The sequence below is a fragment of the Mesorhizobium sp. AR02 genome, assembly GCF_024746835.1.
Taxonomy (GTDB): domain Bacteria; phylum Pseudomonadota; class Alphaproteobacteria; order Rhizobiales; family Rhizobiaceae; genus Mesorhizobium.
Window position 1 is genome coordinate 4521354 of sequence record NZ_CP080531.1, and the last position, 24984, is coordinate 4546337.

27 protein-coding genes are annotated in these 24984 nt (G+C 64.5%); 13 read left to right on the top strand and 14 right to left on the bottom strand.

Translation table 11 applies throughout. The features are described from left to right. The gene (locus DBIPINDM_RS25965; protein WP_258581872.1) at positions 1-1407 is read right to left on the bottom strand and encodes an ATP-binding protein; all 1407 of its coding nucleotides are present in this window, start codon (positions 1405-1407) and stop codon (positions 1-3) included. After that, positions 1404-2120, bottom strand: coding sequence for a response regulator (locus tag DBIPINDM_RS25970; protein WP_258581873.1), 717 nt, complete (start codon positions 2118-2120; stop codon positions 1404-1406). Before DBIPINDM_RS25970 ends, DBIPINDM_RS25965 begins: the two co-directional genes overlap by 4 nt. Before the next feature lie 344 nt (positions 2121-2464). Between DBIPINDM_RS25970 and DBIPINDM_RS25975 the strand changes: the two genes are divergently transcribed. From DBIPINDM_RS25975 to clpS, 4 genes are all read left to right on the top strand, one after another. Then, positions 2465-2764 (top strand): hypothetical protein, encoded by a 300-nt coding sequence (locus DBIPINDM_RS25975; RefSeq protein ID WP_013893442.1) that lies wholly within the window; start codon positions 2465-2467, stop codon positions 2762-2764. A gap of 38 nt (positions 2765-2802) precedes the next feature. Then, positions 2803-3093 carry a hypothetical protein gene (locus tag DBIPINDM_RS25980; protein ID WP_258581874.1) on the top strand — a complete coding sequence of 97 codons (291 nt, stop codon included), beginning with the start codon at positions 2803-2805 and terminating at the stop codon, positions 3091-3093. 162 nt (positions 3094-3255) lie between these two features. Next, on the top strand, positions 3256-3570 hold the full coding sequence (locus DBIPINDM_RS25985; RefSeq protein ID WP_258581875.1) for a hypothetical protein: 315 nt from the start codon (positions 3256-3258) through the stop codon (positions 3568-3570). A gap of 139 nt (positions 3571-3709) precedes the next feature. Further along, positions 3710-4015 (top strand): ATP-dependent Clp protease adapter ClpS, encoded by a 306-nt coding sequence (gene clpS, locus DBIPINDM_RS25990; protein WP_258581876.1) that lies wholly within the window; start codon positions 3710-3712, stop codon positions 4013-4015. A gap of 266 nt (positions 4016-4281) precedes the next feature. Here clpS and DBIPINDM_RS25995 read toward each other — a convergent pair whose 3' ends face one another. The 4 genes from DBIPINDM_RS25995 to DBIPINDM_RS26010 all read right to left on the bottom strand — a co-directional run bounded on the left by DBIPINDM_RS25995 (position 4282) and on the right by DBIPINDM_RS26010 (position 11200). Then, complete coding sequence (locus DBIPINDM_RS25995) at positions 4282-6360, bottom strand: hypothetical protein (protein WP_258581877.1); 2079 nt, start codon at positions 6358-6360, stop codon at positions 4282-4284. Between the two features lie 63 nt (positions 6361-6423). Beyond that, the gene (locus tag DBIPINDM_RS26000; protein WP_258581878.1) at positions 6424-9243 is read right to left on the bottom strand and encodes a DUF4159 domain-containing protein; all 2820 of its coding nucleotides are present in this window, start codon (positions 9241-9243) and stop codon (positions 6424-6426) included. After that, on the bottom strand, positions 9240-10196 hold the full coding sequence (locus tag DBIPINDM_RS26005; RefSeq protein WP_258581879.1) for a DUF58 domain-containing protein: 957 nt from the start codon (positions 10194-10196) through the stop codon (positions 9240-9242). The genes DBIPINDM_RS26000 and DBIPINDM_RS26005 overlap by 4 nt, the downstream gene beginning before the upstream one ends. Continuing rightward, entirely contained in the window at positions 10196-11200 is a 1005-nt protein-coding gene (locus DBIPINDM_RS26010) for an AAA family ATPase (RefSeq protein WP_258581880.1), read from the bottom strand. Before DBIPINDM_RS26010 ends, DBIPINDM_RS26005 begins: the two co-directional genes overlap by 1 nt. A gap of 141 nt (positions 11201-11341) precedes the next feature. On the opposite strand from DBIPINDM_RS26010, the gene DBIPINDM_RS26015 reads away from it, so the two are divergent. Genes DBIPINDM_RS26015 through DBIPINDM_RS26025 form a run of 3 tightly spaced genes read left to right on the top strand, consistent with a single transcriptional unit; the run spans position 11342 to position 13862 of the window. Continuing rightward, on the top strand, positions 11342-11971 hold the full coding sequence (locus DBIPINDM_RS26015) for a DUF1285 domain-containing protein (RefSeq protein WP_258589344.1): 630 nt from the start codon (positions 11342-11344) through the stop codon (positions 11969-11971). Further along, a complete protein-coding gene (locus DBIPINDM_RS26020; protein ID WP_258581881.1) occupies positions 11971-12603 on the top strand; it encodes a CoA pyrophosphatase in 633 nt (210 codons plus the stop codon). The genes DBIPINDM_RS26015 and DBIPINDM_RS26020 overlap by 1 nt, the downstream gene beginning before the upstream one ends. Next, complete coding sequence (locus tag DBIPINDM_RS26025) at positions 12600-13862, top strand: CCA tRNA nucleotidyltransferase (RefSeq protein WP_258581882.1); 1263 nt, start codon at positions 12600-12602, stop codon at positions 13860-13862. The genes DBIPINDM_RS26020 and DBIPINDM_RS26025 overlap by 4 nt, the downstream gene beginning before the upstream one ends. Positions 13863-13897: 35 nt before the next feature. Here the strand turns inward: DBIPINDM_RS26025 and DBIPINDM_RS26030 are convergent, their stop codons facing one another. The 4 genes from DBIPINDM_RS26030 to hemF all read right to left on the bottom strand — a co-directional run bounded on the left by DBIPINDM_RS26030 (position 13898) and on the right by hemF (position 17110). Beyond that, entirely contained in the window at positions 13898-14863 is a 966-nt protein-coding gene (locus tag DBIPINDM_RS26030; RefSeq protein ID WP_258581883.1) for a S8 family serine peptidase, read from the bottom strand. A 97-nt stretch (positions 14864-14960) separates the two neighbouring features. After that, the gene (locus DBIPINDM_RS26035; RefSeq protein ID WP_258581884.1) at positions 14961-15539 is read right to left on the bottom strand and encodes a hypothetical protein; all 579 of its coding nucleotides are present in this window, start codon (positions 15537-15539) and stop codon (positions 14961-14963) included. Positions 15540-15838: 299 nt separating this feature from the next. Then, positions 15839-16024 carry a DUF1059 domain-containing protein gene (locus DBIPINDM_RS26040; protein WP_202352913.1) on the bottom strand — a complete coding sequence of 62 codons (186 nt, stop codon included), beginning with the start codon at positions 16022-16024 and terminating at the stop codon, positions 15839-15841. Between the two features lie 171 nt (positions 16025-16195). After that, positions 16196-17110 (bottom strand): oxygen-dependent coproporphyrinogen oxidase, encoded by a 915-nt coding sequence (hemF, locus tag DBIPINDM_RS26045; RefSeq protein WP_258581885.1) that lies wholly within the window; start codon positions 17108-17110, stop codon positions 16196-16198. Between the two features lie 169 nt (positions 17111-17279). On the opposite strand from hemF, the gene DBIPINDM_RS26050 reads away from it, so the two are divergent. Continuing rightward, positions 17280-17537, top strand: a complete 258-nt coding sequence (locus DBIPINDM_RS26050; protein ID WP_023770299.1) for a hypothetical protein — start codon at positions 17280-17282, stop codon at positions 17535-17537. Positions 17538-17543: 6 nt separating this feature from the next. Here the strand turns inward: DBIPINDM_RS26050 and DBIPINDM_RS26055 are convergent, their stop codons facing one another. The 3 genes from DBIPINDM_RS26055 to DBIPINDM_RS26065 all read right to left on the bottom strand — a co-directional run bounded on the left by DBIPINDM_RS26055 (position 17544) and on the right by DBIPINDM_RS26065 (position 18840). After that, positions 17544-17744, bottom strand: coding sequence for a hypothetical protein (locus DBIPINDM_RS26055; protein WP_258581886.1), 201 nt, complete (start codon positions 17742-17744; stop codon positions 17544-17546). Between the two features lie 32 nt (positions 17745-17776). Then, entirely contained in the window at positions 17777-18220 is a 444-nt protein-coding gene (gene soxR, locus DBIPINDM_RS26060; protein ID WP_258581887.1) for a redox-sensitive transcriptional activator SoxR, read from the bottom strand. 161 nt (positions 18221-18381) lie between these two features. Continuing rightward, positions 18382-18840 carry a tRNA (cytidine(34)-2'-O)-methyltransferase gene (locus tag DBIPINDM_RS26065; RefSeq protein WP_258581888.1) on the bottom strand — a complete coding sequence of 153 codons (459 nt, stop codon included), beginning with the start codon at positions 18838-18840 and terminating at the stop codon, positions 18382-18384. 491 nt (positions 18841-19331) lie between these two features. On the opposite strand from DBIPINDM_RS26065, the gene DBIPINDM_RS26070 reads away from it, so the two are divergent. From DBIPINDM_RS26070 to DBIPINDM_RS26090, 5 genes are read left to right on the top strand one after another with little or no spacing between them, the layout of a single operon-like run. Then, a complete protein-coding gene (locus DBIPINDM_RS26070; RefSeq protein WP_258581889.1) occupies positions 19332-19727 on the top strand; it encodes a hypothetical protein in 396 nt (131 codons plus the stop codon). A 28-nt stretch (positions 19728-19755) separates the two neighbouring features. Further along, a complete protein-coding gene (locus tag DBIPINDM_RS26075) occupies positions 19756-21654 on the top strand; it encodes an ABC transporter ATP-binding protein (protein ID WP_258581890.1) in 1899 nt (632 codons plus the stop codon). After that, on the top strand, positions 21651-23534 hold the full coding sequence (locus DBIPINDM_RS26080) for an ABC transporter ATP-binding protein (protein WP_258581891.1): 1884 nt from the start codon (positions 21651-21653) through the stop codon (positions 23532-23534). The genes DBIPINDM_RS26075 and DBIPINDM_RS26080 overlap by 4 nt, the downstream gene beginning before the upstream one ends. A gap of 4 nt (positions 23535-23538) precedes the next feature. After that, positions 23539-24033: a GNAT family N-acetyltransferase gene (locus DBIPINDM_RS26085; protein ID WP_258581892.1), complete on the top strand. Its 495-nt coding sequence runs from the start codon at positions 23539-23541 to the stop codon at positions 24031-24033. Between the two features lies 1 nt (position 24034). Then, entirely contained in the window at positions 24035-24346 is a 312-nt protein-coding gene (locus DBIPINDM_RS26090) for a DUF6665 family protein (RefSeq protein ID WP_258581893.1), read from the top strand. A gap of 3 nt (positions 24347-24349) precedes the next feature. Here DBIPINDM_RS26090 and DBIPINDM_RS26095 read toward each other — a convergent pair whose 3' ends face one another. Further along, entirely contained in the window at positions 24350-24694 is a 345-nt protein-coding gene (locus tag DBIPINDM_RS26095) for a cupin domain-containing protein (RefSeq protein ID WP_258581894.1), read from the bottom strand. Between the last annotated feature and the right edge of the window lie 290 nt (positions 24695-24984).

Below are 24984 nucleotides of genomic sequence, written 5' to 3' on the forward strand. Positions count from 1 at the left end.
TCAGGCCGCCAGCGGCAGGCGCAGCTCCGTCAGCAGCCCGCCGTCCGGATGGTTGGACAGGCGGATCTCGCCGCCAGCCGCGCGCGCGATGTTGCGGGCGATGGTGAGGCCGAGGCCGAGGCCGCCGGTCTGGCGGTTGCGCGACTGTTCGAGGCGCACGAAGGAGCCGAACACGGCATCGATCTGGGCCTGTGGTATGCCTGGTCCTTCGTCGCGGATGGTGAGCGTGATGGTGCCGTCCGAGCGGTGCAGGCTGAGATGCGCCTTCTTGCCGTAGGTGACGGCGTTCTGCACCAGATTGGTGACGCAGCGTTTGAGCGCCACCGGCCGCGCGATGCAGATCAGGCCGCGCGAACGGGTGTCGTCATTGTCGAACAAGACCTCCGGATAGGGGTCGGCGATCGATTCCACGAGTGACCAGAAATCGATGCGCTCGGGCTTCTCCTCGTTCACCTCGAAAGTGGCAAAGTCGATCACTGAACTGGCGATGCTCTCGACATCGGCGAGATCATGCGCCAGCGCCTCGCGCACCGCCGATTTGCGCAACAGTTCCAGGCGCAGCCGCATGCGCGTCATCGGCGTGCGCAGGTCGTGCGCGAGCGCGGCAGCCAGATGTTCGCGGTCCTCGACATATTCGCGCAACCTCGCCTGCATGGCGTTGATCGCCCTCGCGGCAGCCTGAACCTCGCGGCTACCCGACTCGGCGATCGGCGGGCTCTTCAAATCCTTGCCGATCCTGTTCACGGCGGTTTCCATCATCCGGTAGGGCGCGGTCAGCCGGCGCAGCGACCAGATCGACATGATCACCACCAGGCCGGCGATCAACGCATAGAGCGGCAGGCTGTCGAAGCTGAGGATCGGGCCGACAGGCGTGATCGGCTCGGTGAAGTTCAGCCATTGACCGTCGGCGAAGCGCAGCGAGGCCGTCAGCTTGTCGCTCTGGGCGAAATCGGCGGCCAGCACCAGAAGGTCGCGCTCGACCTGGCCGATGTCGGGGCCGGATGCGGTGCTGGCGTCGTCGGCCTCGCGCGTCGCCGGATCGCGCCGCACGCGCGCGTCGGTCACGCCGAACTTCGACAGCCGGCCAACGAGGATGTCCTCGAGTTCTGCCAGCTCGTCATCGCCGGCGATCGAGGAGGTGACGGCGGGCGTGTCCGAGACGGTGAGGGCGTAAGTCGAGTTGAACAGGCCCGCGGCGGTTGCCTTGCGCTCCTCGGGCGTGGCGCTGCTCATCAGCTGTACCAAAGAGAAGGCGCGGTCGTTGAGCCGGTAGAGGTCGACCACGTCGTTGGCGGCGGCGCGGTCGCGCGACACGATGTAGAGGGTCGCGACCTGGCTGATCAAAAGGCCGGCAATGACGATCAGCAGCACCCAGACAGGCAAGGTCTGCGGCAGGAAACGTCTCATTCGGAGGTCGTCTCGGGCAGGAACTGGTAGCCGCCGCTGCGCACCGTCAGGATCAGTTTCGGCGTTTTCGGATCATCTTCCATCTTGCGCCGCAGCCGGCTGACCAGGATGTCGATGCTGCGGTCGAAGGAATAGTCGCTGTCGCCGCCGGAGAGTTCGATGAGCTGGTCGCGGGTCAGCACGCGCTGGGCGCTCTTGACGAAGGTCTGCAGTAGGTTGAACTCGGCCATGGTCAGCTCGACCCTGACATCGTCGGGCGCCGTCAGCCGGCGCCGCGAACAGTCCATCGTCCAGCCGGCGAAATGGTAGATCTGCTTGGTGGTGGCGCGCTTCGGCTCGGCAGCACCATTGCGCCGCAGCACGGCGCGGATGCGCGCCAGGAGTTCGCGCGGATCGAAGGGCTTGGGCACATAGTCGTCGGCGCCCATTTCCAGGCCGACCACGCGGTCGGTTGTCTCGGTGACGGCGGTCAGCATGATGATCGGCGTCGTATACTGGGCGCGCAGGTCACGGCACAGTTCCAGCCCGCTCTTGCCGGGCAGCATCACGTCGAGCACGATGAGATCCACCTGCGAGCGGCGCAGGATGGCCTCCATCTCGGTGCCGTCGGCGGCAACCGATGTGTGCAGCCCCCGCTTCTGGAAGAACTCCTGAAGCAGGTCGCGGATGCCCTTGTCGTCGTCGACGATCAGTATGTGTGCGTCGGATTTCACGAGGTGCCCTGTCTCGATTGCCGGCCAAGTCATTCTGGCAGGTGAGCCACACGATAGAATTCGGGCCATATGTTGGCCAGTGCCTTGGATTTCAAGGGAGAACGAATTCCACCTTCTCCACATGGAAAGCTATGGCCGCTGTAAAGGTCTTTGTTTCCACGCGTGTCGTTTTCCCAAAACCGGGGCCACTTTGGGCGACACGCATCAGCCGGGCCGGCCAGACACAATCCAGAAACAAAATTCTACAATCGGGAAAAACTCCTGAAAAGGTAGGGCGGCATAACGGTGCCGTGGCGGTCAGATTATCGGCTGCGACGCTAATCTCCGGGTTCACGGAAAAACCGATGCCAAGGTTGTCGATCAGTTTGTTGGGTGCGTTGCTGGGCCTTGGCCTGGTCACTGCCGCTGTCGGACAATCGGACGCAAAGGCGCCGCTCACCCGGAGCGAACGGTGCGCCAATCTCAGCCACCAATTTGATGAAGCCCTCGAAACCCATGCCACGGCAACGCAGGTCACCGCGGCAAAGGCACTTCAGAGAAAGGGCAACCGGTATTGTGCTGCCAAGAAACAGGCACAGGGCATCCGGATGCTCGCCAACGCTTTGAAGCTGCTTGGAGTGACACCGAACGACCCGGTCCAGTGACGCTCGAAATCGACCCGCATAAAAAGGAAAATGAAGCCATGAAAAAGTCCCTTCTGTCGGCCCTCGGCCTCACCGTTGCTCTCGCCTTCTCGATGCCGGCTCTCGGCAACGCTGCTGCCACCACGACCGCTGCCCCGGCTGCTGCCGCCACGACCACCGCTCCGGCCGCTGCCGCGACGACCACCGCTCCGGCCAAGGCTGCTCCGAAGAAGGTCGCCAAGAAGACCGTCTGCAAGGTGACCAAGAAGCACAAGTGCCCGGTCAAGAAGGCCCCCGCGAAGGCGGCGCCCGCGAAGGCTGCTCCGAAGGCTGCCCCGAAGAAGCCCTGATCGGCTTCGAGATCAGTTCTAGCAAGGCCGCCCCAGCCGCAAACCGGCTGGGGCGGCCTTCTGCCAGGCACCCGATCGGGCGGCTGAACACCGGTGGCTCACAGCCAGCCACCTCGATCGCATTTAACCCGTTTTCAACGCCGGCCGTGTAGGACAATCCGCATGAAGAAGCGGCTTTCGTCCATTTTGCGTTCCATGGTGATTGGCGGCCTCGTGGCCACCGGTGTCGCCAGGGCGCTGATTCTGCTCACCGCCAGCCCCGTGCCCGACCCGGCCAGTGGCCGTACCGAACCCTCGCTGTTCGCGCCGATAATTTCCAGCAACTGGGACTACATTACGCCTGTCCAGGCATGGCTGCTGATCGTGCTTCTGGCCGTGACTCTGATCTGCGTTGCCGGATGGCCGATCGCGGCGTGGTTGGAACGCCGGGCGGATGCCGGCGCGAACCGCCGTATCTTCGGCCGCCAGGGCCGTTGAACCGCGCCCGACAATTCCCCACATGATTGTGGATGACCGGGCTCTCCCGCCGGTGGTCCGCACGCCAATCAAAATGGACGATCGCTGCCGCCCGTGGCAAAATGCGCGGTGAAGCCCGATCGCGAAACTGTCGGTTCCGATGCCTGAAATCACCACAAAACCGCGTACCAAGGTCAAGTCGCAGACCGAGCGGCCGAAGCTCTACAAGGTCATCCTCATCAACGACGATTTCACGCCGCGCGAATTCGTGGTGACGGTGCTGAAGGGCGAGTTCAAGCTCAGCGAGGACCAGGCCCACCGCATCATGATCACCGCCCACCGGCGCGGCGTCTGCGTGGTCGCGGTGTTCACCAGGGATGTCGCCGAGACCAAGGCGACGCGGGCCACCGACGCCGGCAAGGCCAAAGGCTATCCGCTGCTGTTCACGACGGAGCCGGAGGAGTGAGGAGTGGTCGCCCGTAGGGCGATCAATCGACAACGATTTGTCGATTGAAGCGACGAACGCCCGGAGCCATAGCGGAGGGCAGGGGCCGGTTCGCCGCAGTTAGATAACAGATCGCACAGGAGGCGGCCCTTCGCAGGCTCAGGGCGTTCGAAGCTCGAAAAGCCAAGCAATTGGCTTTTCGTCCGCTACGCGGACCGCTTCTCACCCCCTCATCCGCCCTTCGGGCACCTTCTCCCCGTGAACGGGGAGAAGGAATAAGCGCCGCGCTACCTTCCCTCGCGGTACCACATCGAACCCATCGCCAGGAGCAGCAGGCCGAGGCCGAGGAAGCCGCCGAACAGCGGCACGCGCGAGACGGCTTTCAAGACGCTGTCGTCGGTGGTGCGCAGGCCGATCCAGTCGCTGCCCGACGCTTCGCCGGCCGAGCGCACCGGCACGATGGAAGGCAGGGTCACGTCGCTGCCAAGGGCCGTGGACGAGGCCAGCCGGCGCACGCTGCCGCCGGTGGCTTCCGCCGGTGCCCTCAGGCGGTTTTCGGTGGAGACGACGTCGGCGAATTCCGGCGCGTTGACCGGGCCGACATGGGCGAGCGCGGTGAGATCGCCATTGGCGACCTGGAACAGGCCGATCTCATTGGTCTGGACGCTACCGAGGAAGACGCCGGGCTCGGATTTGTCGAGCTTGACGGTCACGGTCTTGCCGGACGGGGTGATGATCTGCGCCGGGCCTGGATCGTCGGCCATGGTCTGGCGGCGGATCTCCAGCACCATGCCGCGCCCCTCGGCGGTCAGCCGCTCTTCCTCGAGCTCGGGCTCCTTCATCAGCCAGTGGGCGATGCGCCGGTAGAGCTGGACATGCGGTCCGCCGCCCTCGAAGCCGCGCGCCCACAGCCAGCCCTGGTCGGACAGAAGCATGCCGACGCGGCCTTCACCCTTGCGGTCGAGCAGGAGCAGGGGCCGGTTGTCGGCGCCCTTCATCACCACTTCGCCTTGCGGGTTCTGCACGCCGATGGTGCGGAACCAGCGGCTCCAGTGCGGCGGCTCGGTGGCCGAACCATCGAGGCCGCGCGTCACCGGATGACGCTGGCCGAGTTCGGTCAGCCGCGGATAGAACGCCTTTTCGACCACCTCGCCGGTCGGCATCGCCGGCAGGGCCGACATCAGCGGCGTGCGTGCGATCGAAGCCTCGCCGGCATATTCGGGGCCGGCGGCGATCAGCAGCGCGCCGCCCTTTTCGACATATTCGGAGATGTAGTCGTAATAGAGGATCGGCAGCACGTCGCGGTGCTGGTAGCGGTCGAAGATGATGAGGTCGAAATCCTTGATCTTCTCGACGAACAGCTCGCGGGTCGGGAAGGCGATCAGCGACAATTCGTTGATCGGCGTGCCGTCCTGCTTTTCCGGCGGCCGCAGGATGGTGAAATGGACGAGATCGACCGAGGCGTCGGATTTCAGCAGATTGCGCCAAGTGCGCTCGCCCGCATGCGGCTCGCCGGAAACGAGCAGCACGCGCAAATTCTCGCGGATGCCGTCGACCAGCGCGATGGCGCGGTTGTTGGTGTCGGTGAGTTCGCCGGGTTCGCGGTCGATGGCGAGTTCGATGATGTTGCGCCCGGCGCCCGGAATGGTCACCTGCAGCGGCATGGCCTGGCCGACAGTGGCATGCTCGACCGCGACCTGCTCGCCATTGACCGAGACGCGCACATCGACCGGGCCGGTCTCGTTCTCCGTCGAAATGACGCGGTAGGTCATGTCCAGCGGCTTGCCGACGATGCCGAAACGCGGCGCGTTCTCGAAGCGGATGCGGCGGTCCTTTTCGTGGTCATTGCCGGTGATCAAAGCGTGCAGCGGGGCGTTGAAGTCGGGTGCGCCCGGGGGCGCGTCATGCACCTCGCCATCGGTGATCATGATGGCGCCGCCGATGCGCGACGGCGGCACGTCACGGAAGGCGCCTTCCAGTGCGCCGAACAGCCGCGTTTCGGTCCGCTCCTCGGCGGCGTCGGACTTGCCGGCCTCGACAACGCGGACGTCGAATTGCTTGAAGCGGCCGAGACGCTGCTGCAGCCCGGCCACCGCCTCATCGGTCTGCCTGGTGCGGTCGCCAATGTCCTGGCTCTGGCTGCGGTCGACGATGAGCGCAACGACACTCTTCAGCGGCTCGCGCTCCTCATTGAGGAACACAGGGTTGAACAAAGCGGCGGCAAGCGCCAGCAGGGCGACGAAGCGCAGGACACCGCCGCGCTGGCGAAACCACAGGCCGACAAGCGCAAGCAGCGCCAGCGGCACCAGAACCAAGGCCAGCAACGGCCAGGAGATCAGTGGTTCAAAGGAGATCGACCAGTTCATGTCTTACCCTCCCTCTTGCAGGGAGGGTCGATCCACTCAAGTCGAGCAACAAGGAGCCTCATCCTACTGCCCCAGCCGTTCGAGCAGAATGGGGACATGCACCTGGTCGGATTTGTAGTTGCCGGTCAGCATGTACATCATGATGTTGACGCCGGCGCGCAGCGCATAGATGCGCTGCATCGGGTCGGCCGGCACGGTCGGCAGCAGCGGATCGCCGTTCTCGTCGACCGCCCAGGCGCCGGCGAAATCATTGGCGGTGATCATGATCGGCGAGACGCCGTCTCCGGTGCGCACCGGCCGGTTGTCGGTGTTGCTGGCGTCGAGCGAGGCCTCGACCCAGAGCGGGCTGCCACTGAAGCGGCCGGGAAATTCCGGCAGGATGAAGAAGGATTTGGTCAGCACGTGGTCCGAGGGCACCGGCTCCAGCGGCGGCACGTTGAGGTTGCCGAGGATGTCGCGCAGCCGCTCGGTCGCCGGGCTGGTGGAATCGGCGCCGATGCCGTTGGCGAACTGGTCGCGCGTGTCGAACAGCACCGTGCCGCCCTGCTGCATATAGGCGTCGATGCGGGCGATCGCGGCCTGGCTCGGCATGGGGGCCGCCGGATCGATCGGCCAGTAGATCAGGGGATAGAAGGACAGCTCGTCCTTCGAAATGTCGACGCCGGCCGGTGCGCCGGGTTCCAGCGCCGTCTTCTCGATCAGGAAGCGGGTCAGGCCTTCGAGCCCGGCGCGGCTGATCGAATCGTCGCCCGGCACGCCGGTCAGCACATAGGCGATGCGGGTCTTCGAAATCGCCGTGATGGCCGCCTCGTCGCCCGGCTTGGCATCGTCGGCGCGGGCGAAATCGGCATGGCCGAACAATGCGCCAAGCGCAATCAGGACCGCTGCGGTGGTGGTCACCGCGCCGGCGCGGCGCGGCCGGCGCGAGAACAGGCCGCCCATCCAGAACACCGCCAGCGTGTCGAGCAGCATCAGCACCAGGGCGGCGGTGACCAGCGAACCCTTCAAATTGCGCGATTCATCGAAGGCGTACTGGATGGTGGTGACCGGAACAGTGAATTGCGGGCGGGCCAGCGGCACGAACGTGCTTGCGGCATCGAGCAGGTTATGGGCGAAAACGCCGGTTTCCGAGCCGTAGAGGCCGGGCGGGTTCTCGAAGGTCACCGGCGCGCCGGCTCCCGGCACCAGCGGCCGCGCATCCGGCGTCGGCGGCACCAGCGAGCCGTCTGCCGCGATCATGCGGTAGGGCGCCAGCGATGTGGCGGCGGCTTCGGCATTGGCGATCGCCGCGCCCTGGTTGCGCGACAGCTGGACGATACGGCGCAGCATCTCGACGAAGCTGCCGGATATCGGCAGGTTCGACCAGGTCGCCTCGGGCGTGACGTGGAACAGCACCAGCGTGCCCTTGCCTTTCTTCAGCCCGGTGACCAGCGGCGTGCCATCGGCGAGCGCTGCCCAGGTGCGCTCGACGATGTCGGGTGTCGGCTCGGCCAGCACCTGCCTGCTCACGGTCACTTCGGTCGGCGGCGCCAGGTCCGCGAACGGACCGGCCTTGGGAAATTCGGTGACCGGCTGCGGCGAGGTCCATGACAATGCGCCGCCGAGCGAACGCTCGCCGGTGCGCAGGCGAACCGGCAGCAGATCGTCATCATTGCCGGCGGCAGCCAGCCGCGAGCCGGCGAAACGCACCAGCGTGCCGCCATTGTCGACCCAGTCGACCAGCCTTTGCCGGACCTGCGCCGGAATGGTGCCGATATCGGCCATGATGATCATCGCCGGCTTCTGGTCGAGGATCTGCGGGATGGCGTCGGCGAGATCGGCGCTGGAGGGTTCGACCAGGTCGGCGAAGGGCTGCAGCGCGCGCCTGATGTAGTAGAGCGGCGACAGAAGCGGCTGCGCCTGGTCGGCCTCGGCCTGCGACAACAGCCCGACACGGCGGCGCTTGGAGCTTTCGTCCAGCACGCGCACCGCACCCGCCTGGCGCTCGCCGTCGAGCGCGATCGAGGCGAAGTCGTTGCGCAGCTCGAACGGCACCGCCATCGTACCGGTGGCGGTGGCCTCGCCCGGTGCGAAGGTCAGCGTCGCATCGGCGATGCGGCGTCCCTTGTCGTCGAAGGCGCCGGCGGTGACCTGTTCCGGCGCCGGGTCGCCGGGCGCGCGGATGGCGGTCAGCGCAAAACCGTCGACTTGGTTGTCGGCGCTGGTCAGGCCAGTCAGCGAAAGCCGGTCGGCGGTTGCCCACACGATTCGAGCGGCATTCTTCGACAACAGCGTGTTGAAGGCGGCCTCGTCGCCCTTGGCCGCGAGGCCGTCGGCCAGTACGGCAACGCTGGCGCCGGGCAAGGTCTCCAGCACGCCGGCGACGCGGGCATAGACGGCGGGCCGGTCGGTCGGGATCGGCCTCGGCTTGGCGGCGCGCAGCCGGTCGAGCGCGGCGGCGGCATCGAAGGGGCCGATCTCCGCATTGGCCTTTTCGGCGGTGAAGGCGATGATGACCGGCACGCCGTTCGAGCCGGCGTCCTTGATCAGCCGCTCGGCGGTGGCGACGCGCTTGTTCCAGTCGGCGGCGCTGGCCCAGTCATTGTCGATGACCAGCGCAAGAGCGGCACCCTCGGCCGGCAGTTTTTCGCGCGGGTTGAAGACCGGTTCGGCAAGGGCGGCGACGATGAGGCCCGCCATCAGCAGCCTGAGCAGCGTCAGCCACCAGGGGCTTTGATGCGGGGTCTCCTCGCGCTTCAGCACGCGCGCCAGGATCTTCAGCGGTGGGAAGATTTCGGCCTGCGGCTTGGGCGGCGTCAGCCTGAGCAGCCACCAGATCACCGGCAGCGCCAGCAGGCCCCACAGCACCATGGGGGCGCCAAAGGAGAGCGGCAGCCAGCTCATGCGACCGCCTTCCCGGCACGAGCGGAGGTTGGCCCGGCATGACCAGAGGTCAGCCCGGCATAACCGCCATCAGCGGTCATTGCCATGTGCAGGCGCACCAGTGCGTCGGACGCGAGCCGATCGGTGTGGTTGACGGTAAAACTCCAGCCGAGCCGCTTGCACCAGCCGGCCAGCTCCTGGCGGCGGGCGGTGTAGAGCAGGCGGTATTCGTCGCCGAGCATTTCGGCACGGCCGGCGGTCAGCTTGTCGCCGCTCTCGGGATCGGTGAACTCGGTGCGGCCGGCATAGGGGAAGGTTTCCTCGGCCGGGTCGGCGACCTCGATCAGATGGGCGCGCACGCCGTGGCGGGCGAGCACGTCGAGCCATTCCATCGTTTCCTCGACCGGATCGAGGAAATCGCTGGCGATGACGATGTCGCAGAAGCGCCTGATGTCTGTGAGGTCAGGCTTTGCCGGCAAGTCGCCGGCATGCATCAGCTGAGCGGCGATGCGCTCGGCGCCGTTGCGGGCGGTGAAGGGGTCGGTCAGGCCCGGCCAGGCGATGCGCTCGCCGCTGCGCGACAACAGCTCGGCCATGGCCAGCGCCAGCACCAGCGCGCGCGATTGCTTGGAAACGCTGGCGCCGGTCGATTTGTAGAGCATGGACGGCGAAGGGTCGGCCCACAGCCACACCGTATGAGCGGCTTCCCATTCGCGGTCGCGCACATAAGTATGGTCGTCGCGGGCCGAACGGCGCCAGTCGATGCGCGAGGAATCGCCTTCGACATAGGGCCGGAACTGCCAGAAATTCTCGCCAATGCCGCGCTTGCGGCGACCATGCCAGCCGGCGATCACGGTGTTGACGATGCGGCGCGCCTCGACCAGCAGGTCGGGCACCAGCGAAGCCCGCAACCGGCCGCGAGCGAGCGCGTCTCTCGTCTCCGTCGGTGCCTGGACCTCGCCAATACGCGCCATCAGATACCTTTGGCCAGCTTCGCCACCACATCGCGCACGCTGGTGCCTTCGGCGCGGGCAGCGAAGGTCAGCGCCATGCGGTGTTGCAGCACCGGCTCGGCCAGCGCGCGAACGTCATCGATCGAGGGCGCCAGCCGTCCATCGTAGAGCGCGCGCGCCCTTGTGCACAGCATCAGCGCCTGGCTGGCGCGCGGGCCGGGGCCCCAGGCGACATGCTTGTCGGTCTCGGCATTGCCCTGGCCGGGACGCGCCGAGCGCACCAGGGTCAGGATCGCCTCGACCACGCTTTCGGGCACCGGCATACGGCGGATCAGCGTCTGGATTTCCTTCAATCGCGCCGGCTGCAGCACGTTCTGCGCTTTCGCATCCTCGATGCCGGTGGTTTCCAGCAGGATGCGGCGCTCGGCCTCGATCTCGGGATAGAGGATGTCGACCTGCATCAGGAAGCGGTCGAGCTGGGCTTCGGGCAGCGGATAGGTGCCTTCCTGCTCCAGCGGGTTCTGCGTCGCCAGCACATGGAAGGGTGCTGGCAGGTCGTAGCGGGCGCCGGCAATGGTGACGTGGTATTCCTGCATCGCCTGCAGCAGCGCCGACTGGGTGCGCGGCGAGGCACGGTTGATCTCGTCGGCCATCAGAAGCTGGGCGAAGATCGGCCCGGAGATGAAGCGGAAGGAGCGCTTGCCAGTCTCGTCCTGCTCCATCACCTCGGAGCCGAGGATGTCGGACGGCATCAGGTCGGGCGTGAACTGGATGCGGCGCGAATCAAGGCCGAGCACGACGCCCAACGTCTCGACCAGCTTGGTCTTGGCGAGGCCGGGGACGCCGACCAGAAGCGCATGGCCGCCGGCCAGCAGCGCCACCAAAGTGCGCTCGACGACGGCCTCCTGGCCGAAGATCACCCGGCCGACCCCGTCGCGGATCCTGGAAATGTCGGCCAGCGCCTTTTCGGCCTCGGCGATCATGTCGGTTTCGCTGATCGGGTTTTCCTTGACCATCACGCTCATTCGGCTCGATCCCTTTGGTTGGAAATACCGGCCCGCACCATATCATAGGTTGCCGCGATTCGGCCTCGCGTAGCGCCTATGGTCGAACTTAAATCACAGACTTAGGCTGACAAGCGGAACAACAGTGACTATTTCGTGACGATGACGGAACACTACGAACATCGCGAACAAAGCCTTACGAGCGCTACCGAGGCGCGCGGCCTGGAGGCGCTGATCTCGCGCGCGGCGCGTGCCGGCAAGGGCGCAGCGCCCGTCGAGCGCTGGAATCCCGACTTTTGCGGCGATCTTGACATGGAGATCAAGGCCGATGGCACCTGGTTCTATCTGGGCACGCCGATCGGCCGCATGCCGCTGGTGCAGCTTTTCTCCTCCGTGCTGCGCAAGGACGCGGACGGCAGGACCTATCTGGTGACGCCTGTGGAAAAGGTCGGCATCCGCGTCGCCGATGCGCCCTTCATCGCCGTCGAAATGGATGTTTCGGGCAGCGGCGACGAGCAGATCATCACCTTCCGCACCAATGTCGGCGATGTGGTCGAGGCCGGGCCGGAGCGGCCGCTGCGCTTCGTCGACGAGAACGAGACCGGCGGCCTGAAGCCCTACGTGCTGGTGCGCGGCCGGCTGGAGGCGCTGGTGGGGCGGCCTGTCATGTATGAACTGGTCGGACATGGCGAGGAGATCGAAATCGGCGGCAATACGATGTTTGCCGTGCGCTCGAAGGGCGCTGTGTTCCCGATCATGCCGGCGGACCAGTTGAAACGGCTGAGCGCATGATGGACCAGGTATCACTGGCGCCGTTTTCGTCGGCGGATTTTCGCGCGCGCTTCGCCGCGCAGCCGGACGCGCATGCCGGCGACGACTATGGCGATCATCGCTTCAATCCCGGCCATCCACGCCTCAACCAGGGCAAGCCGCTGCGCAATGCGGCGGTGCTGATCCCGGTGGTCGATCATGATGGCGAGGCGACGGTTCTCCTGACCAAACGTGCCGAAAAGCTGCGCAGCCATTCGGGGCAGGTGGCCTTCCCCGGCGGCACCATCGACCCCACCGACGCCAGTCCGGAGGCGGCGGCGCTGCGCGAAACCTTCGAGGAGATCGGCCTTGGCGGGGACCGCATCGAGATCGTCGGCCGCATGCCCGACTACGTCGCCGGCAGCGGCTACCGCATCGCGCCGGTGCTGGGCATCGTGCAGCCCGGCTTCCAGCTGACTTTGAACGCCGAGGAGGTCGATGCCGCCTTCGAAGTGCCGCTGCGCTTCCTGATGGACCCTGTGAACCACAAGCGCGACAGCCGCATGTGGAACGATCTCGAATGGTTCTTCTACGACATGCCCTATGGCGACCGGCGCATCTGGGGTGTCACCGCCGGCATTATCCGTACGCTCTATGAAAGGCTCTATGCGTGAGTGTTTCGATCGCGGGCAGGGCCGACTGGCTCACCGACAAGCATTTGCAGCGCCTGCTTGCCGCCCTGGCTGAGGGCGGTGAGGAGGCGCGTATCGCCGGCGGCGCCGTGCGCAACACGCTGATGGGCCAGCCGGTCGCCGATATCGACATCGCCACCACCTGCCTGCCCGAGGAAACCATCCGCCGCGCCGAGGCGCAAGGTTTCAAGCCGGTGCCGACCGGCATCGAGCACGGCACCATCACGGTTGTTGCCGGCGGCAAGCCGTACGAAATCACCACCTTGCGCGCCGATGTCGAGACCGACGGCCGCCGCGCCAAAGTGTCGTTCGGCCGCGACTGGAAGCTGGATGCCGAGCGCCGCGACTTCACCATCAATGCGCTCTACGCCGAAGCCGATGGTACTGTCATCGACCTGGTCGGCGGCATCGCCGATATCGCGGCGCGGCGGCTGCGCTTCATTGGTGATGCGGAAGCGCGCATCCGCGAGGATTATCTGCGCATCCTGCGTTTCTTCCGCTTCTTCGCCTGGTATGGCGAAGGTCGGCCGGACGCCGAGGGGCTGAAGGCTTGCGCCCGGCTGAAGGAGGGCCTGGCCCAACTCTCGGCGGAGCGCGTCTGGTCCGAACTGAAGAAGCTTTTGTCGGCGCCTGACCCGTCACGGGCACTGCTCTGGATGCGGCAGGCTGGTGTCTTGACCGCCGCGCTGCCGGAAAGCGAGAAATGGGGCATTGATGCCATCCACGGGCTGAGCAAGGCCGAGAAGGATCTGGGCTGGGCGGCGGACCCGATGCTGCGGCTGGAGGCGATCGTGCCGCCGGATGCCGCGCGCATGAAGACGCTGGCCGAGCGGCTCCGGTTTTCGACCGCGGAATCAGACCGCTTGCGCCACTGGGCACTCTCCACCGCCGTCGAGCCGAAGACGACCGAAGGCGAATTGGCAAAAAGGCTCTATCGCGGCGAGCGGCAAGGGTTTGTCGATCGGCTGCGGCTGTCGCTTGCCGCCGCACGGGTGCGCGCCGTCGAGAACAATGACGCGCTGCTCGAAGCCGGCGGCTTTGCGCGCCTGCTGGCCTTCGCGCTTAAATGGGAAAGACCGGTGTTTCCGCTGAAAGGCGCCGATCTGACGGCGCTTGGCGCAACACCGGGGCCGAAGCTCGGCGAAATCCTCAAGAACCTCGAGACGGAATGGGTCGAAGCGGGATTCGCGCCGGATCGCGGCGCGCTGCTCGACCGCGCGGCAAAGGCGCTGGAAACCTAAAGCGCGTCGCGCTCGTCGAGCGAAATGCTGCGCGCCTATCTGATTGCCACCGGAGCCAGGGCGCGAGAAAGGCTCGCCTCACCCTTGCCGTAGACGGAGGGGTTATAGTTGACCAGTGTATCCGTACGAGCCGCATTGAGCAGATCGTTGGTGATCTGGGTCGGCGTGGCCTTGGTGAATTTGCTGCCGATGATCGCAGCATATCCTGAAATGATCGGCGCGGCGAAGGACGTGCCGTAAAGGCCGGTCTTGTCGCCGGTGACACCCACGACGAGGAAATGGCTCTGCACAGCCGTGCTCGAGCCGGCGTAGTTGGAATACCAGGCAAGCTGGGCCTTGTTCGACGTCGTGCCGTTGGTGGATAGCGCGCCGACGAAGATCGCAGATGGTTTTCCGATCAGGGCCAGGTCGAGATAATCCTGCTGGCCGCCGGTGACGCCGCCCACGGCAACCGAGTCGTTGCCAGCCGCCTTCGAAACAACAGCCATTCCTCTGGTGGCGTAGGAGATGATCGAAGCTTCCTCCGGTGCCCACCCGATCTGGTTTGAGCTGTAGCCCGCTTTGGCGTACATGCCGTAGCTCAGATTGAGCACGTTCAGGCCGCTCGCCAGCGGGACGTATGAACTGGTGGTGAAGTCTTTCGACTTTATGGTCGCCAAGGGCGCAACCATGCTGGCTTCCTCGCGGGTCCATTCACCGTGCCGCTGGGTTTGAACCCCGAGGCCGAAATTGCCGGAAAAGCGCGACGAGCTGCTGAAGTCGTCGACCATGGTGATGGTGACGCCCTTGCCCTTGTACCCTGCTGCCCATGCGGCGCCGACGTCGGGGCTCATCCAGTTCTGTACCGTCTGCGCCGCCGGCGCGGCCGGGATCGTCGCGCTCACGCATATGGACCCGCCACCGTGGCAAAGCGCGGCCATCTCATCGGCGTCGAGGGCCTCCTGCGCCGACGCGAATGGCGCCGAAAGGATGACAAGGGCGACGGCGAGGCCGAACTTCATGCAAGTACCCGACATGTTCTTACTCCAGTCAGACAACAACCAGGATGAGCGATCGCTTTCGGAGCCAGATGAGTTCCCCATTCGCAGCTCGCGGCGATCAGAAAGTAACACGGTAGTTCAGCCAGAGATGCTGGCTTTCCGGTTTAGCATTAACCAGATATTTCAAGGTTTCCTCAGGCGCCATCTGGCTGGCCGCGAGCCGGCAATTGACGCTGTAGGTACCGAAGTCGCCATAGTCGGCTTCACAGGACTTTTCGGTGAGCTTGCCGCCGAAGGTCGTGGTGAACGACAGGGAAAGCGTACTGTTGGGGTTGGGATGCATCTGAGTGAGGAACCCAAGCTTGAGGCTGGGCGCGATCCGATACTTCTCGCCCTCTTCTCCGGTTCCGAAACCCCAAAGGACGCCGGTATCCTCGGTGATCTGGGTCAAAAGGTCCACATGCATGTCGACCCAGCTTGCGCGGTACCACTGGTTGAACGAGACAAAGGTTCCGTTCTGCAGTTCGTAACCGCCATTGCCCAGGCTCCTCGCGCGGTCACTGAGCGGCGAACCCTGGTGGATGTCGACCAACGATGTCGTCATTTCCTGGGCAATGGACGGGGACCCCCCGACGAGCGCGCACAGCAGGAGCGCCGCCATGCGGAAACGCACTCGATTGCCGGACTTTTCGCGCATGCGCGAAACACCTCGCCCCACCGTTCCGGATCAGCGCCTGGTGGCGACGGGCTTCTCAGGCAGCCCACTGTAGCCGGATTGTCCGCGCGACATTGGCACGGGTTCGGTTACCGCAGGGTTTACTTTAGCGGAGGTAAATATGATTTTTGACCTGAAAAATCTGGCTCGCGCCGTGACCGCGATGGCGTCAAACGCGAGTCGCGGGCGGCGCGGCCCAAAGCCGTTTATCCGCTTTCGTCCAATAGTGAGCGCCGGCGCGGTTCGCTTGCCGCCGCCCACGAAGCAAAGCCGGGCAAAACCTAGGCGGCGTCGCGAACCTTCTCGATGCGCGAGCGGATCGCCTCGATCATCGTCTCGCGGATAACAGTCTCGCCATGCGTCTCACGCATATGCTCGACGGCACGGCGCATCACTTCTGCCTCTTCATCGGCACGGGTGTGCCACTCACAGCCGGGTACGAGCGACCCGCAGTGGAATGCCTTCATCGGATTTCTCCTTTTCCTCCGGGGAGCCGGTCGAGGCTCCGCCATATCTTTTCTTGGCCCACGGTCCATATCGGGGTTGAAGCTTCGGGCCATGAGCGGGGCAAAGATCATAACACGCAAGAGGCGGTCTGGTTGCATCAAAGCTCCGTGCGCCTCCCGCAGACCTCATGCTTACGGCCAGCGCACCTCTGGCGGCAGGCTGGACAGGATCGAGGCGACATTGCCGCCGGTCTTCAGGCCGAAGATGGTGCCGCGATCGTGAAGCAGGTTGAATTCGACGTAGCGGCCGCGGCGGATGAGCTGTTCGTCGCGGTCGCCGTCGGTCCAGTTCTCGTTGAAGTTGGCGCGCACAAGGTGACCGTAGACGACAAGGAAGGAGCGCCCGACATCCTGGACGAAGTTGAAGTCGGCATTCCAGCCGCCTTTGTCCTCGGCTGAATGCAGCCAGTCGAAGAAGATGCCGCCGGTGCCACGCGGCTCGTTGCGGTGCGGCAGGAAGAAGTACTCGTCGCACCAGGTCTTGAATTTCGGATGGTCGGCGACGTCGGCGTTCTTCTCGCAAGCGAATTGCATGGCGCGGTGGAAGGCGACGGTGTCAGCGTCGTCCTGGGTGCGGCGGCGGTCGAGCACCGGCGTCAGATCGGCGCCGCCGCCGAACCATTGCCTGGAGGTGACCACCATGCGCGTGTTCATGTGCACGGCCGGAACGTTGGGGTTCCAGGGATGCGCGATCAGCGAAATGCCGGAGGCCCAGAAGCGCGGGTCTTCCTCGGCGCCGGGCATCTGCTTCCTGAATTCGGGTGAGAACTCGCCATAGACGGTCGAGGTGTGGACGCCGACCTTCTCGAAGACGCGGCCATGCATCATCGACATGGTGCCGCCGCCGCCCTTGCCCTGGTCGCGCTCCCAGGGCGTCTTTTCGAAACGGCCCGGCGACCATGAGGCCAGAGGGCCCTGGAGATCCTGCTCGATCTGCTCGAAGGCGCCGCAGATGCGTTCGCGCAGCGCCTCGAACCACAGGCGTGCCTTCATCTTCTTCTCTTCGATGTCGGCGGGCAGGCCAGCGGGTATTTCAGGTCGTTCCAAAGCGCCGTCTCCGGTTGCGGGGCGGTGAGTCGACAAAAGACTCGTCTTTTCCGGGCGCGATCCCTAATCTCTTAGGGAATAGGGTCAAGTCACTTTGGTTTTGCGCATGATCCTTTCCGAAACTCGGTTTCCGGTTTCGGGGCCATGCGCCAGGTGCAAGGAGTGGTTCGTGCGCACCCCGGCAAGACCGCCGCTGGATGGCCTGAAGAAAAGGCTGGACCAAAGCCGGGCCGAACGCGCACGCATGCCGCGCGACGGCTTTTTGCGCGAAACCTTCGTCTTGCCGCGCTCCGATGCGCGGCTCAAGGCCAAAGAATGGTTCGAACGCTTTCCCAAACAGGCCTACTGGACCGAGATCGAAAGCTGGTTCGAACGCCCGGGCGACCTGATCGAATTCACCATCAGGCGGTTGCCGGCGGCGGATTAATTGCTGTCACAATGAGAACAGATCACGCAATCCTGGAGAATCCAAGATCAGGTTCTCGCCAAGCAGCCTGCCGAATTTATCGAACCCCATCTTCCGCGCCTCCTCGAAACTCACTGACGTGTACAGGGTTGGCATGCCGCCGGAGTCGATCCGGTAGATCGTGATGAGCTGCGTCTCTTCCTCGGCCTGGATCAGGTGTCCCGGCACTGATCTACCTCCTTTGTCGCGCTGCATTCCATTCAAGGTGCAATCAACCTTCTCGCGCCGGTGCCTTCCCTTGCCAGCCGGTCGCCCTTGTTCCTGAGCGGGCATTTGTCGATCGACATGCAGCCGCAGCCGATGCAGTCGGTCAGCCCGTCGCGCAGTTTCTTCAACTGGGCGATTTTGTGGTCGAGCCCGTCGCGCCAGGCGGTCGACAAAAGGTTCCAGTCGTCGCGCGTCGGCGTGCGGCCCTCGGGCAGTGATTCAAGTGCGGCACCGATTTCGGCGAGCGAGATGCCGACCTCCTGAGCGACCTTGATGATCGCCACCCGCCGCAGCACGTCGCGGCCGTAGCGGCGCTGGTTGCCTGACGTGCGGTGGCTGCGGATCAGCCCGCGCGTCTCATAAAAATGCAGTGCCGACACCGCGACACCGCTGCGCATGGCCACCTGGCCGACCGTCAATTCCGTTACTGGAGCCATTTCCCATTTTCCGCTTGACCTCAAGTTAAGTTGAGCTTGTAGCGAAGAAACGTTGATTGGGCAAATGACAGGAGAAGGCGATGTGCGCCTGGGTGAGAATGGCTGGAGAAACCGCTGTCGTCGGCGACGGCAAGCGTGGTGTCGTCGACGGGCTGCGGATCCTATCCGAGCTGCCGGACGGCTTCGCCCGCCACCATGGCGACGGAGAGCGCGACATTGATGCTGCGCGCCGCACCTTGCATCGGGATGGTCAGCCGCGCATCCACCGCCTGATGGACCGGATCCGGCACGCCTGCGGATTCGCGGCCGAACAGCAGGATGTCGCCGTCCGCGAAGCTGAAGTTGGTGTAGGGGGTCGTCGCTTTGGTCGACAGCAGCACCAGCCGATCCGCGCGGGCCTTGCGCCACTGCTCGAAGGCGTGCCAGTCGACATGCCGGGTCAGGGCAGCCATTTCGAGGTAATCCATGCCGGCACGCTTGAGCGCTTTGTCGGAAAGCGGAAAGCCGGCCGGCTCGATGATGTCGACGCCAAGGCCGAGACAAGCGGCGAAGCGCAGGATTGTCCCGGTATTGCCGGCAATGTCAGGCTGGTAGAGCGCGATGCGGAGACGACAGTTCATTTCCGCATCCTTCTAATAAGTGGCAGATCGGCCACAGCGGGGTCGTGGTTTTGGAAATTGCTGGACCTGCGGCTGGCCATTTTTTGCGAAGTCGGGTATACGGCCAACATTGTCAACCCGAACCGATGGAGGGGAAACTCATGATGACCATGCACATCCAGCGCCCCTCTCGTGGGCTTACCTGCCTGCCGGCGGTTTCGGTACGACAATTCTCCTGACTCTCTAAGACTTGATCGCACCGATTCCCGCCGAAACACCTTTTCGGCTCTCGAAGGAATCCTGCGATGTTTTTCAAAAAGTCAAAAGGGCTGAACGCCCCACCTGAGTGTGTCCAGACCGACACTTGTCGTGTCCAGACCGATGCCTGGCGTCGTGTCCAGACCGATGCTTGGCGTCGTGTCCAGACCGACGCGATGCATGCCTCCGGCCGAATGCCGGCGGACGACATTGCTTCGCCTTTTCATCTCTATTTTCACACGGAGGACGGACCGATGTTCGATCCCTACAGAATACCTGGCTCAAGAAGCCTGCACGACCAGAAGATGGCGACCTGGGCGCTGCTGATCGGCGACACCTATTCGTCGGCGGTCCATGCCGAGGTCCGCCGCCGCCCGCATCGCGGCATGCTGCCGGATGTCGATTTTTCGCGCGCGGTGCCCGATCCGAGCCGGCCGTCGCTGGTGCGCCGGATCATCCGGCTGATCCGACCGGGTGCGAAAATCCAGCTTGTCGACACCGCACCGTCAGGATCGGCAAACGAGCCTGTCGGCGAAAAGCCCGCGAGCCCCTATATTGCGCGAAGCAGGGCCGACGGTCCGGATGATTCCGGACCGTCGGCCCTGGGCGCCACACAGCCCGGGGACTTCGCACGTTCCCGCGCCGCGTAAGCGGAAAACAGATTTGTGAGCATTTCTCATGTTGTTCAGTTGGTTTGAAAAAAGGCTCAATCCGTTCCCGGCAGAGGAGCCGGTCGAGCCGCCCAAGACGCTGGTCGCCTTCTGCCTGCACTACACGCGCGGCGCCTTGCCCTACATCATTCCGGACGCGGTCCTGATGACGTCGATCGCCATTGCCGAAGTGTGGATGTTCGGCTTCATGGGCCGCATCGTCGACTGGCTGTCGGGGCAGAACCGCGAGACCTTTCTTCAGACCGAGAGCTGGAAGCTCGCCGGCATGGCCTTCATCGTGCTGTTCGCGCTGCCGAGCACGGTGTGGCTGCATTCGCTGCTCAACCAGCAGACGCTGATGGGCAATTATCCCATGCGCATCCGCTGGCAGGTGCATCGCTATCTTTTGAAGCAGTCGATGGCCTTCTATCAGGACGAGTTCGCCGGCCGCATCGCCACCAAGTTGATGCAGACAGCGCTCGCCGTACGCGACTGCGTCATCAAGCTGATCGAGGTTCTCAACTACGTCATTGTCTACTTCCTCGGCATGCTTTTCATCGTCGGCTCGGCGGACTTTCGGTTGGCGGCACCACTCGTGGTCTGGCTGGTCGGCTATATCGCGCTGCTGCGTTACTTCATTCCCCGGCTCGGCAAGGTCGGCGAGGAGCAGGCCAATGCGCGCTCGACCATGACCGGCCGAGTCGTTGACAGCTACACCAACATCCAGACGGTCAAGCTGTTCTCCCATGCGCGCCGCGAAGCCACTTTCGCCAAGGAGGGGATGGCCGGCTTCCTCAGCACGGTCTATCGCTCGATGCGGCTGGTGACGGTGCTCTACGGCCTGCTTTACATCCTCAATGCGCTGCTGCTGTTCTCGGTGACCGCGCTGTCGCTGTGGCTGTGGCTCGGCCAGGTGGTGACGATTGGCGCCGTCGCCGTGGTCATTAGCCTGGTGCTCAGAATGTGGGGCATGTCGCAGTGGATCATGTGGGAGATGTCGGGCCTGTTCGAAAACATCGGCACGGTGCAGGACGGGATTGCCTCGATCTCGCTGCCACGCCTGGTCGAGGACAGGCCGGATGCGAAGGAGATCAGCGTTTCCAGGGGTGAGATCCGCTTCGAGGACATCCGCTTCCACTACGGCAAGCAGAAGGGCGTCATCGAAAACCTGTCGCTGGCGGTGAAGCCGGGCGAGAAGGTCGGCATTGTCGGCCGCTCGGGCGCCGGCAAGTCGACGCTGGTCAATCTGCTGCTGCGCTTCTACGATTTGGAAAGCGGCCGGATCCTCATCGACGGCCAGGAGATCGCCGGTGTGAAGCAGGATTCGCTGCGCGCCCAGATCGGCATGGTGACGCAGGACACCTCGCTTTTGCATCGTTCGGTGCGCGAGAACATCCTTTATGGCCGGCCGGACGCCAGCGACGAAATGCTTGTCGAGGCGGCGCGGCGCGCCGAGGCGCTGGACTTCATCGGCGGGCTTTCGGACCACAAGGGCCGCAAGGGTTTCGATGCCTATGTCGGTGACCGCGGCGTCAAATTGTCCGGCGGCCAGCGGCAACGCATCGCTATTGCTCGCGTTATGTTGAAGGACGCACCGATACTTATCCTTGACGAGGCGACGTCGGCGCTGGATTCCGAGGCGGAAGCGGCCATTCAGGAGAACCTCTACAAGCTCATGCAGGGCAAGACCGTCATTGCCATCGCCCACCGGCTGTCGACCATCGCGGCGATGGACAGGCTTGTGGTGATGGACCAGGGTCGGGTCATCGAGGAAGGTTCGCACGAGGACCTGGTCGCCAGGGGCGGGCTCTACGCGCAGCTTTGGCAGCGCCAGTCGGGCGGGTTCCTGCTTGAGGACATCCCGGCCGACGTCGCCAACGACATCGTTGCCAACGACATTGGCGCAAAGGGCCAAGCTGCCGAATGATGACAGCCGTTTATCGCTGGTTCGAGAACTGGGTCTATCCGTTCAGGGAGCCGGCGAATCTTCGGCCACCGTCGAGCGTCGGCGGGTTTCTCTGGCACTATGTCGGCCAGGCGAAGTTCGCCTTCTTCGCCATGCTGGTCATCGGCGGCATCGCGCCGCTGGTCGAAGCCGGCCTGTTCTACTTCGTCGGGCGGCTGGTCGACATCCTCGACCAGCTTCCCGGCGAGCGCAGCTGGCATGCGCTGTGGACCGCCGCCGGCCCCGAGCTGGTGTTCATGATCGCGGTCGTGCTGGTCATCCGCACCATCGTCGTCGGCCTGTCGGCGCTGGTCGACGAGCAGACGATCACGCCTGGCTTCTACAATCTGGTGCGCTGGCAGGCGCATCGGCACGTCTCGCGCCAGTCCTATGCCTTCTTCCAGAACGATTTTGCCGGCCGCATCGCCACAAAAGTCTGGCAGGCGGGGCAGGCGACCGGCGACCTGATGGAAAGCTTCATCGAGGTCGTCTGGTTCATGCTCGTCTATACGGTGACGACGCTGGCGCTGGTCGCAGGGCTCGATCTCAGGCTGGCGGCGCTGGTGGTGGTCTGGATCGTGGCCTTTGGCTGGCTGGCCAGGCTCTATCTGCCGGCGATCCGCAAACACGCCGAGGCGACCGCCGAGGCGGGCTCGATGATCAATGGCCGCATCGTCGATTCCTATTCCAACGTGCAGACGCTGAAACTGTTTTCGGCCGACGGCGACGACCGCTACATCAGGAACGGTTTCGACATCTATCTCGATGCACTGCGCCCGTTCACCCGCCGGCTGACCGGCGTGCGGATGGCGCTGACGACGCTGTCGGGCATCATGATCACCGCGATCGGCTGTTTTGCCGTCTATCTCTGGGTCGAGGGCTCGATCACCGTCGGCGCGGTCGCCTTCACGCTGTCGCTGGTGCTCAGGCTCAACATGCTGCTTGGCCGGCTGATGATGCAGCTCAACGGCATATTGCGGAACCTTGGCGTGCTGGAGAACTCCAAGGCGCTGATCTCGCAGCCGCTCGGCCTCATCGATGCGCCCGATGCCAGGGAGCTCGTCGTGGCGGGTGGGCGTATCGACGTGAAAAATGTCGAGTTCCACTACGGCAAGGGTTTCGGCGTGCTGAACGGCATCGACCTCGTCGTCAAGCCGGGCGAGAAGGTCGGTCTGGTCGGGCCGTCGGGTGCCGGCAAGACGACGCTCGCCAATCTGATCCTGCGCCTCTACGATCTTGAGAGCGGCAAGATCCTGATCGACGGACAGGACGTCGCCGATGTCGCGCAAAATTCGCTGCGCGCCAATATCGGCGTCGTCAGCCAGGATACGGCCCTGTTCCACCGTTCGCTGCGCGACAACATCAAGCTCGGCATGCCGGACGCGACCGACGCGGAGGTGATCGCGGCGGCGAGGAAGGCCGAGGCGCACGAGTTCATCCTGGGCCTGCGCGACAACAGGGATCGCGCCGGCTACGAAGCCTTTGTCGGCGAGCGCGGCGTGAAACTGTCGGGCGGCCAGCGTCAGCGCGTGGCGATCGCGCGTGTCTTCCTCAAGGATGCGCCGATCCTGATCCTCGACGAGGCGACCTCGGCGCTCGATTCCGACATCGAGGCGGCGATTCAGGAGAATCTCACCCGGCTGATGGAGAACAAGACGGTCATCGCCATCGCCCACCGGCTGTCGACGATCGCCGCCCTCGACCGCCTTGTCGTGCTGGACGGCGGCCGCATCGTCGAGCAAGGCACGCATGACGAGCTGGTGGCGCTCGACGGGCTTTATGCGCGGCTGTGGAAGCGGCAGTCCGGCGGCTTCCTCTATCACGAGGAAAGCGTGCTGGAAGAGACGCGGCCGGCGGAGTAGGCGCATGGGTGGGACGCCAGAGGTCAACCCGGAGATCGGCTATCTGCTCAGGCGGCTCCGGCCGACCGCGCCGGCCTTCGACAGGCTGAAGGACGAGAGCCGGCTGGAAGGCTACTGGATGCTGGTGCGCCTGGCGGATGGCTGGGCAAGCGGGCATAACTCTGGCGGCCGCAACAAGTTCCTGAAGCGGGGCGAGGCGCTTTACGGGGCATGGCATGGCCGGGAGCTCGCCGGTGTCTGCGGGCTGAACATCGATCCCTATGTCGAGGGCAAGGATCAGGGTCGGGTCCGGCACCTGTTCGTCAGCGCGCCTCACCGCCGCGCCGGCCTTGGCCGCATGCTGGTCGAGACCGTCATCGATAGGGCTCGCCAGTATTTCACGGTGTTGAACACCCGCGCGCCGCCGGAAGCCTTCGGCTTCTATGAAGGGCTTGGCTTTCGGCGCGTCGCAGGCGAAGAATTCGTCACCCACCGCTTCGTGCTCGGGAAGGGGAACTGAAATGTCCTTGCGTCCGCCATCTCATCTTGCTGGCTCGTCGGCCGCCGAAGCGGCCTTCGACGCGCTCGGCCATGAAATCCTGGCCGAGAAAGCCGCGGCACTCGGCCGTGCTGGCCAAAAGGTCGAGGAAACGCTGGCTCGGCTAAGCGACAATGCAGACGAGGAACTGCGTCCCCGGCTTCTCAAGGAGGCTGCTGTGGCCGTGCACGCCTATTTCATCCAGCGCGAACTTTGCGGCCTGCGCAGGCACGAGGCCGTCATCCGCGAGTATGGCATACCCAAGGCGGTGCTTGTCCGGTTGGGGGCGATGTAAGGATCATTCGAGCCATTCGGTGATGAACTTGCCGTTCTCGTGAATGTCGGTGGTTTCCAGGGGACCCGGACCGAGATTGGTGAATTTGTGCGGCGTGTGGGGCGGCACGATGACAATCTGGCCGGCGGAAGCCTCGATTTCCTGGTCGCCGACGGTGAACAGGCCGGTACCCTGGCGGATGATGAATATCTCTGCGTAAGGGTGGGCGTGCAGCCGCGGGCCGCCGCCGACATCGGGCAGGTAGTTGAAGATCAGGCAGGAGTTGGAGCCGTAGGCACCGCATTGCAACTCGCCCTTCCAGTGGTCGGAGCGAACTGCCCATTCCTCACGGTCTATGACGTGTGCCATGCCTGGGAGGATAGATCACACCAACGCCCCGTGTCGAGGCAAGCTACAGGCTCGGATTTTGCTGATATTTCCCGGTTGTTTAGCCGCCTTTTGCGGCCATTCGCCGTCCCGCCAGGCAATAGGGGATTTTGTCCCCGCGACAATCTGCCCTTGTGCCTTGACCCGTCTGGACAAAAACGGGCTTCACGCATAAACCGAAGTCCAAATGCCGGAGGAATTCGCTAGCCTGTTCGCCATGCGCTGTCGGGTTGGCGTGATTGAGCGGGGAACAAGGCTCGGCCACCGGCGCG

Excerpts from the sequence above, each read along its gene's own strand:
- DBIPINDM_RS26085 (WP_258581892.1), top strand. The coding sequence starts at position 23,539 with ATGGGTGGGACGCCAGAGGTCAACCCGGAGATCGGCTATCTGCTCAGG.
- DBIPINDM_RS25965 (WP_258581872.1), bottom strand. The coding sequence starts at position 1,407 with ATGAGACGTTTCCTGCCGCAGACCTTGCCTGTCTGGGTGCTGCTGATC.
- DBIPINDM_RS26035 (WP_258581884.1), bottom strand. The coding sequence starts at position 15,539 with ATGCGCGAAAAGTCCGGCAATCGAGTGCGTTTCCGCATGGCGGCGCTC.
- DBIPINDM_RS25975 (WP_013893442.1), top strand. The coding sequence starts at position 2,465 with ATGCCAAGGTTGTCGATCAGTTTGTTGGGTGCGTTGCTGGGCCTTGGC.
- DBIPINDM_RS26065 (WP_258581888.1), bottom strand. The coding sequence starts at position 18,840 with ATGAACTGTCGTCTCCGCATCGCGCTCTACCAGCCTGACATTGCCGGC.
- DBIPINDM_RS26070 (WP_258581889.1), top strand. The coding sequence starts at position 19,332 with ATGTTCGATCCCTACAGAATACCTGGCTCAAGAAGCCTGCACGACCAG.
- DBIPINDM_RS25980 (WP_258581874.1), top strand. The coding sequence starts at position 2,803 with ATGAAAAAGTCCCTTCTGTCGGCCCTCGGCCTCACCGTTGCTCTCGCC.
- DBIPINDM_RS26095 (WP_258581894.1), bottom strand. The coding sequence starts at position 24,694 with ATGGCACACGTCATAGACCGTGAGGAATGGGCAGTTCGCTCCGACCAC.
- DBIPINDM_RS26030 (WP_258581883.1), bottom strand. The coding sequence starts at position 14,863 with ATGAAGTTCGGCCTCGCCGTCGCCCTTGTCATCCTTTCGGCGCCATTC.
- DBIPINDM_RS26090 (WP_258581893.1), top strand. The coding sequence starts at position 24,035 with ATGTCCTTGCGTCCGCCATCTCATCTTGCTGGCTCGTCGGCCGCCGAA.
- DBIPINDM_RS26075 (WP_258581890.1), top strand. The coding sequence starts at position 19,756 with ATGTTGTTCAGTTGGTTTGAAAAAAGGCTCAATCCGTTCCCGGCAGAG.
- DBIPINDM_RS26040 (WP_202352913.1), bottom strand. The coding sequence starts at position 16,024 with ATGAAGGCATTCCACTGCGGGTCGCTCGTACCCGGCTGTGAGTGGCAC.
- clpS (WP_258581876.1), top strand. The coding sequence starts at position 3,710 with ATGCCTGAAATCACCACAAAACCGCGTACCAAGGTCAAGTCGCAGACC.
- DBIPINDM_RS26010 (WP_258581880.1), bottom strand. The coding sequence starts at position 11,200 with ATGAGCGTGATGGTCAAGGAAAACCCGATCAGCGAAACCGACATGATC.
- DBIPINDM_RS26020 (WP_258581881.1), top strand. The coding sequence starts at position 11,971 with ATGGACCAGGTATCACTGGCGCCGTTTTCGTCGGCGGATTTTCGCGCG.
- DBIPINDM_RS25995 (WP_258581877.1), bottom strand. The coding sequence starts at position 6,360 with ATGAACTGGTCGATCTCCTTTGAACCACTGATCTCCTGGCCGTTGCTG.
- DBIPINDM_RS26000 (WP_258581878.1), bottom strand. The coding sequence starts at position 9,243 with ATGAGCTGGCTGCCGCTCTCCTTTGGCGCCCCCATGGTGCTGTGGGGC.
- DBIPINDM_RS26080 (WP_258581891.1), top strand. The coding sequence starts at position 21,651 with ATGATGACAGCCGTTTATCGCTGGTTCGAGAACTGGGTCTATCCGTTC.
- DBIPINDM_RS26005 (WP_258581879.1), bottom strand. The coding sequence starts at position 10,196 with ATGGCGCGTATTGGCGAGGTCCAGGCACCGACGGAGACGAGAGACGCG.
- soxR (WP_258581887.1), bottom strand. The coding sequence starts at position 18,220 with ATGGCTCCAGTAACGGAATTGACGGTCGGCCAGGTGGCCATGCGCAGC.
- DBIPINDM_RS26015 (WP_258589344.1), top strand. The coding sequence starts at position 11,342 with ATGACGGAACACTACGAACATCGCGAACAAAGCCTTACGAGCGCTACC.
- DBIPINDM_RS25985 (WP_258581875.1), top strand. The coding sequence starts at position 3,256 with ATGAAGAAGCGGCTTTCGTCCATTTTGCGTTCCATGGTGATTGGCGGC.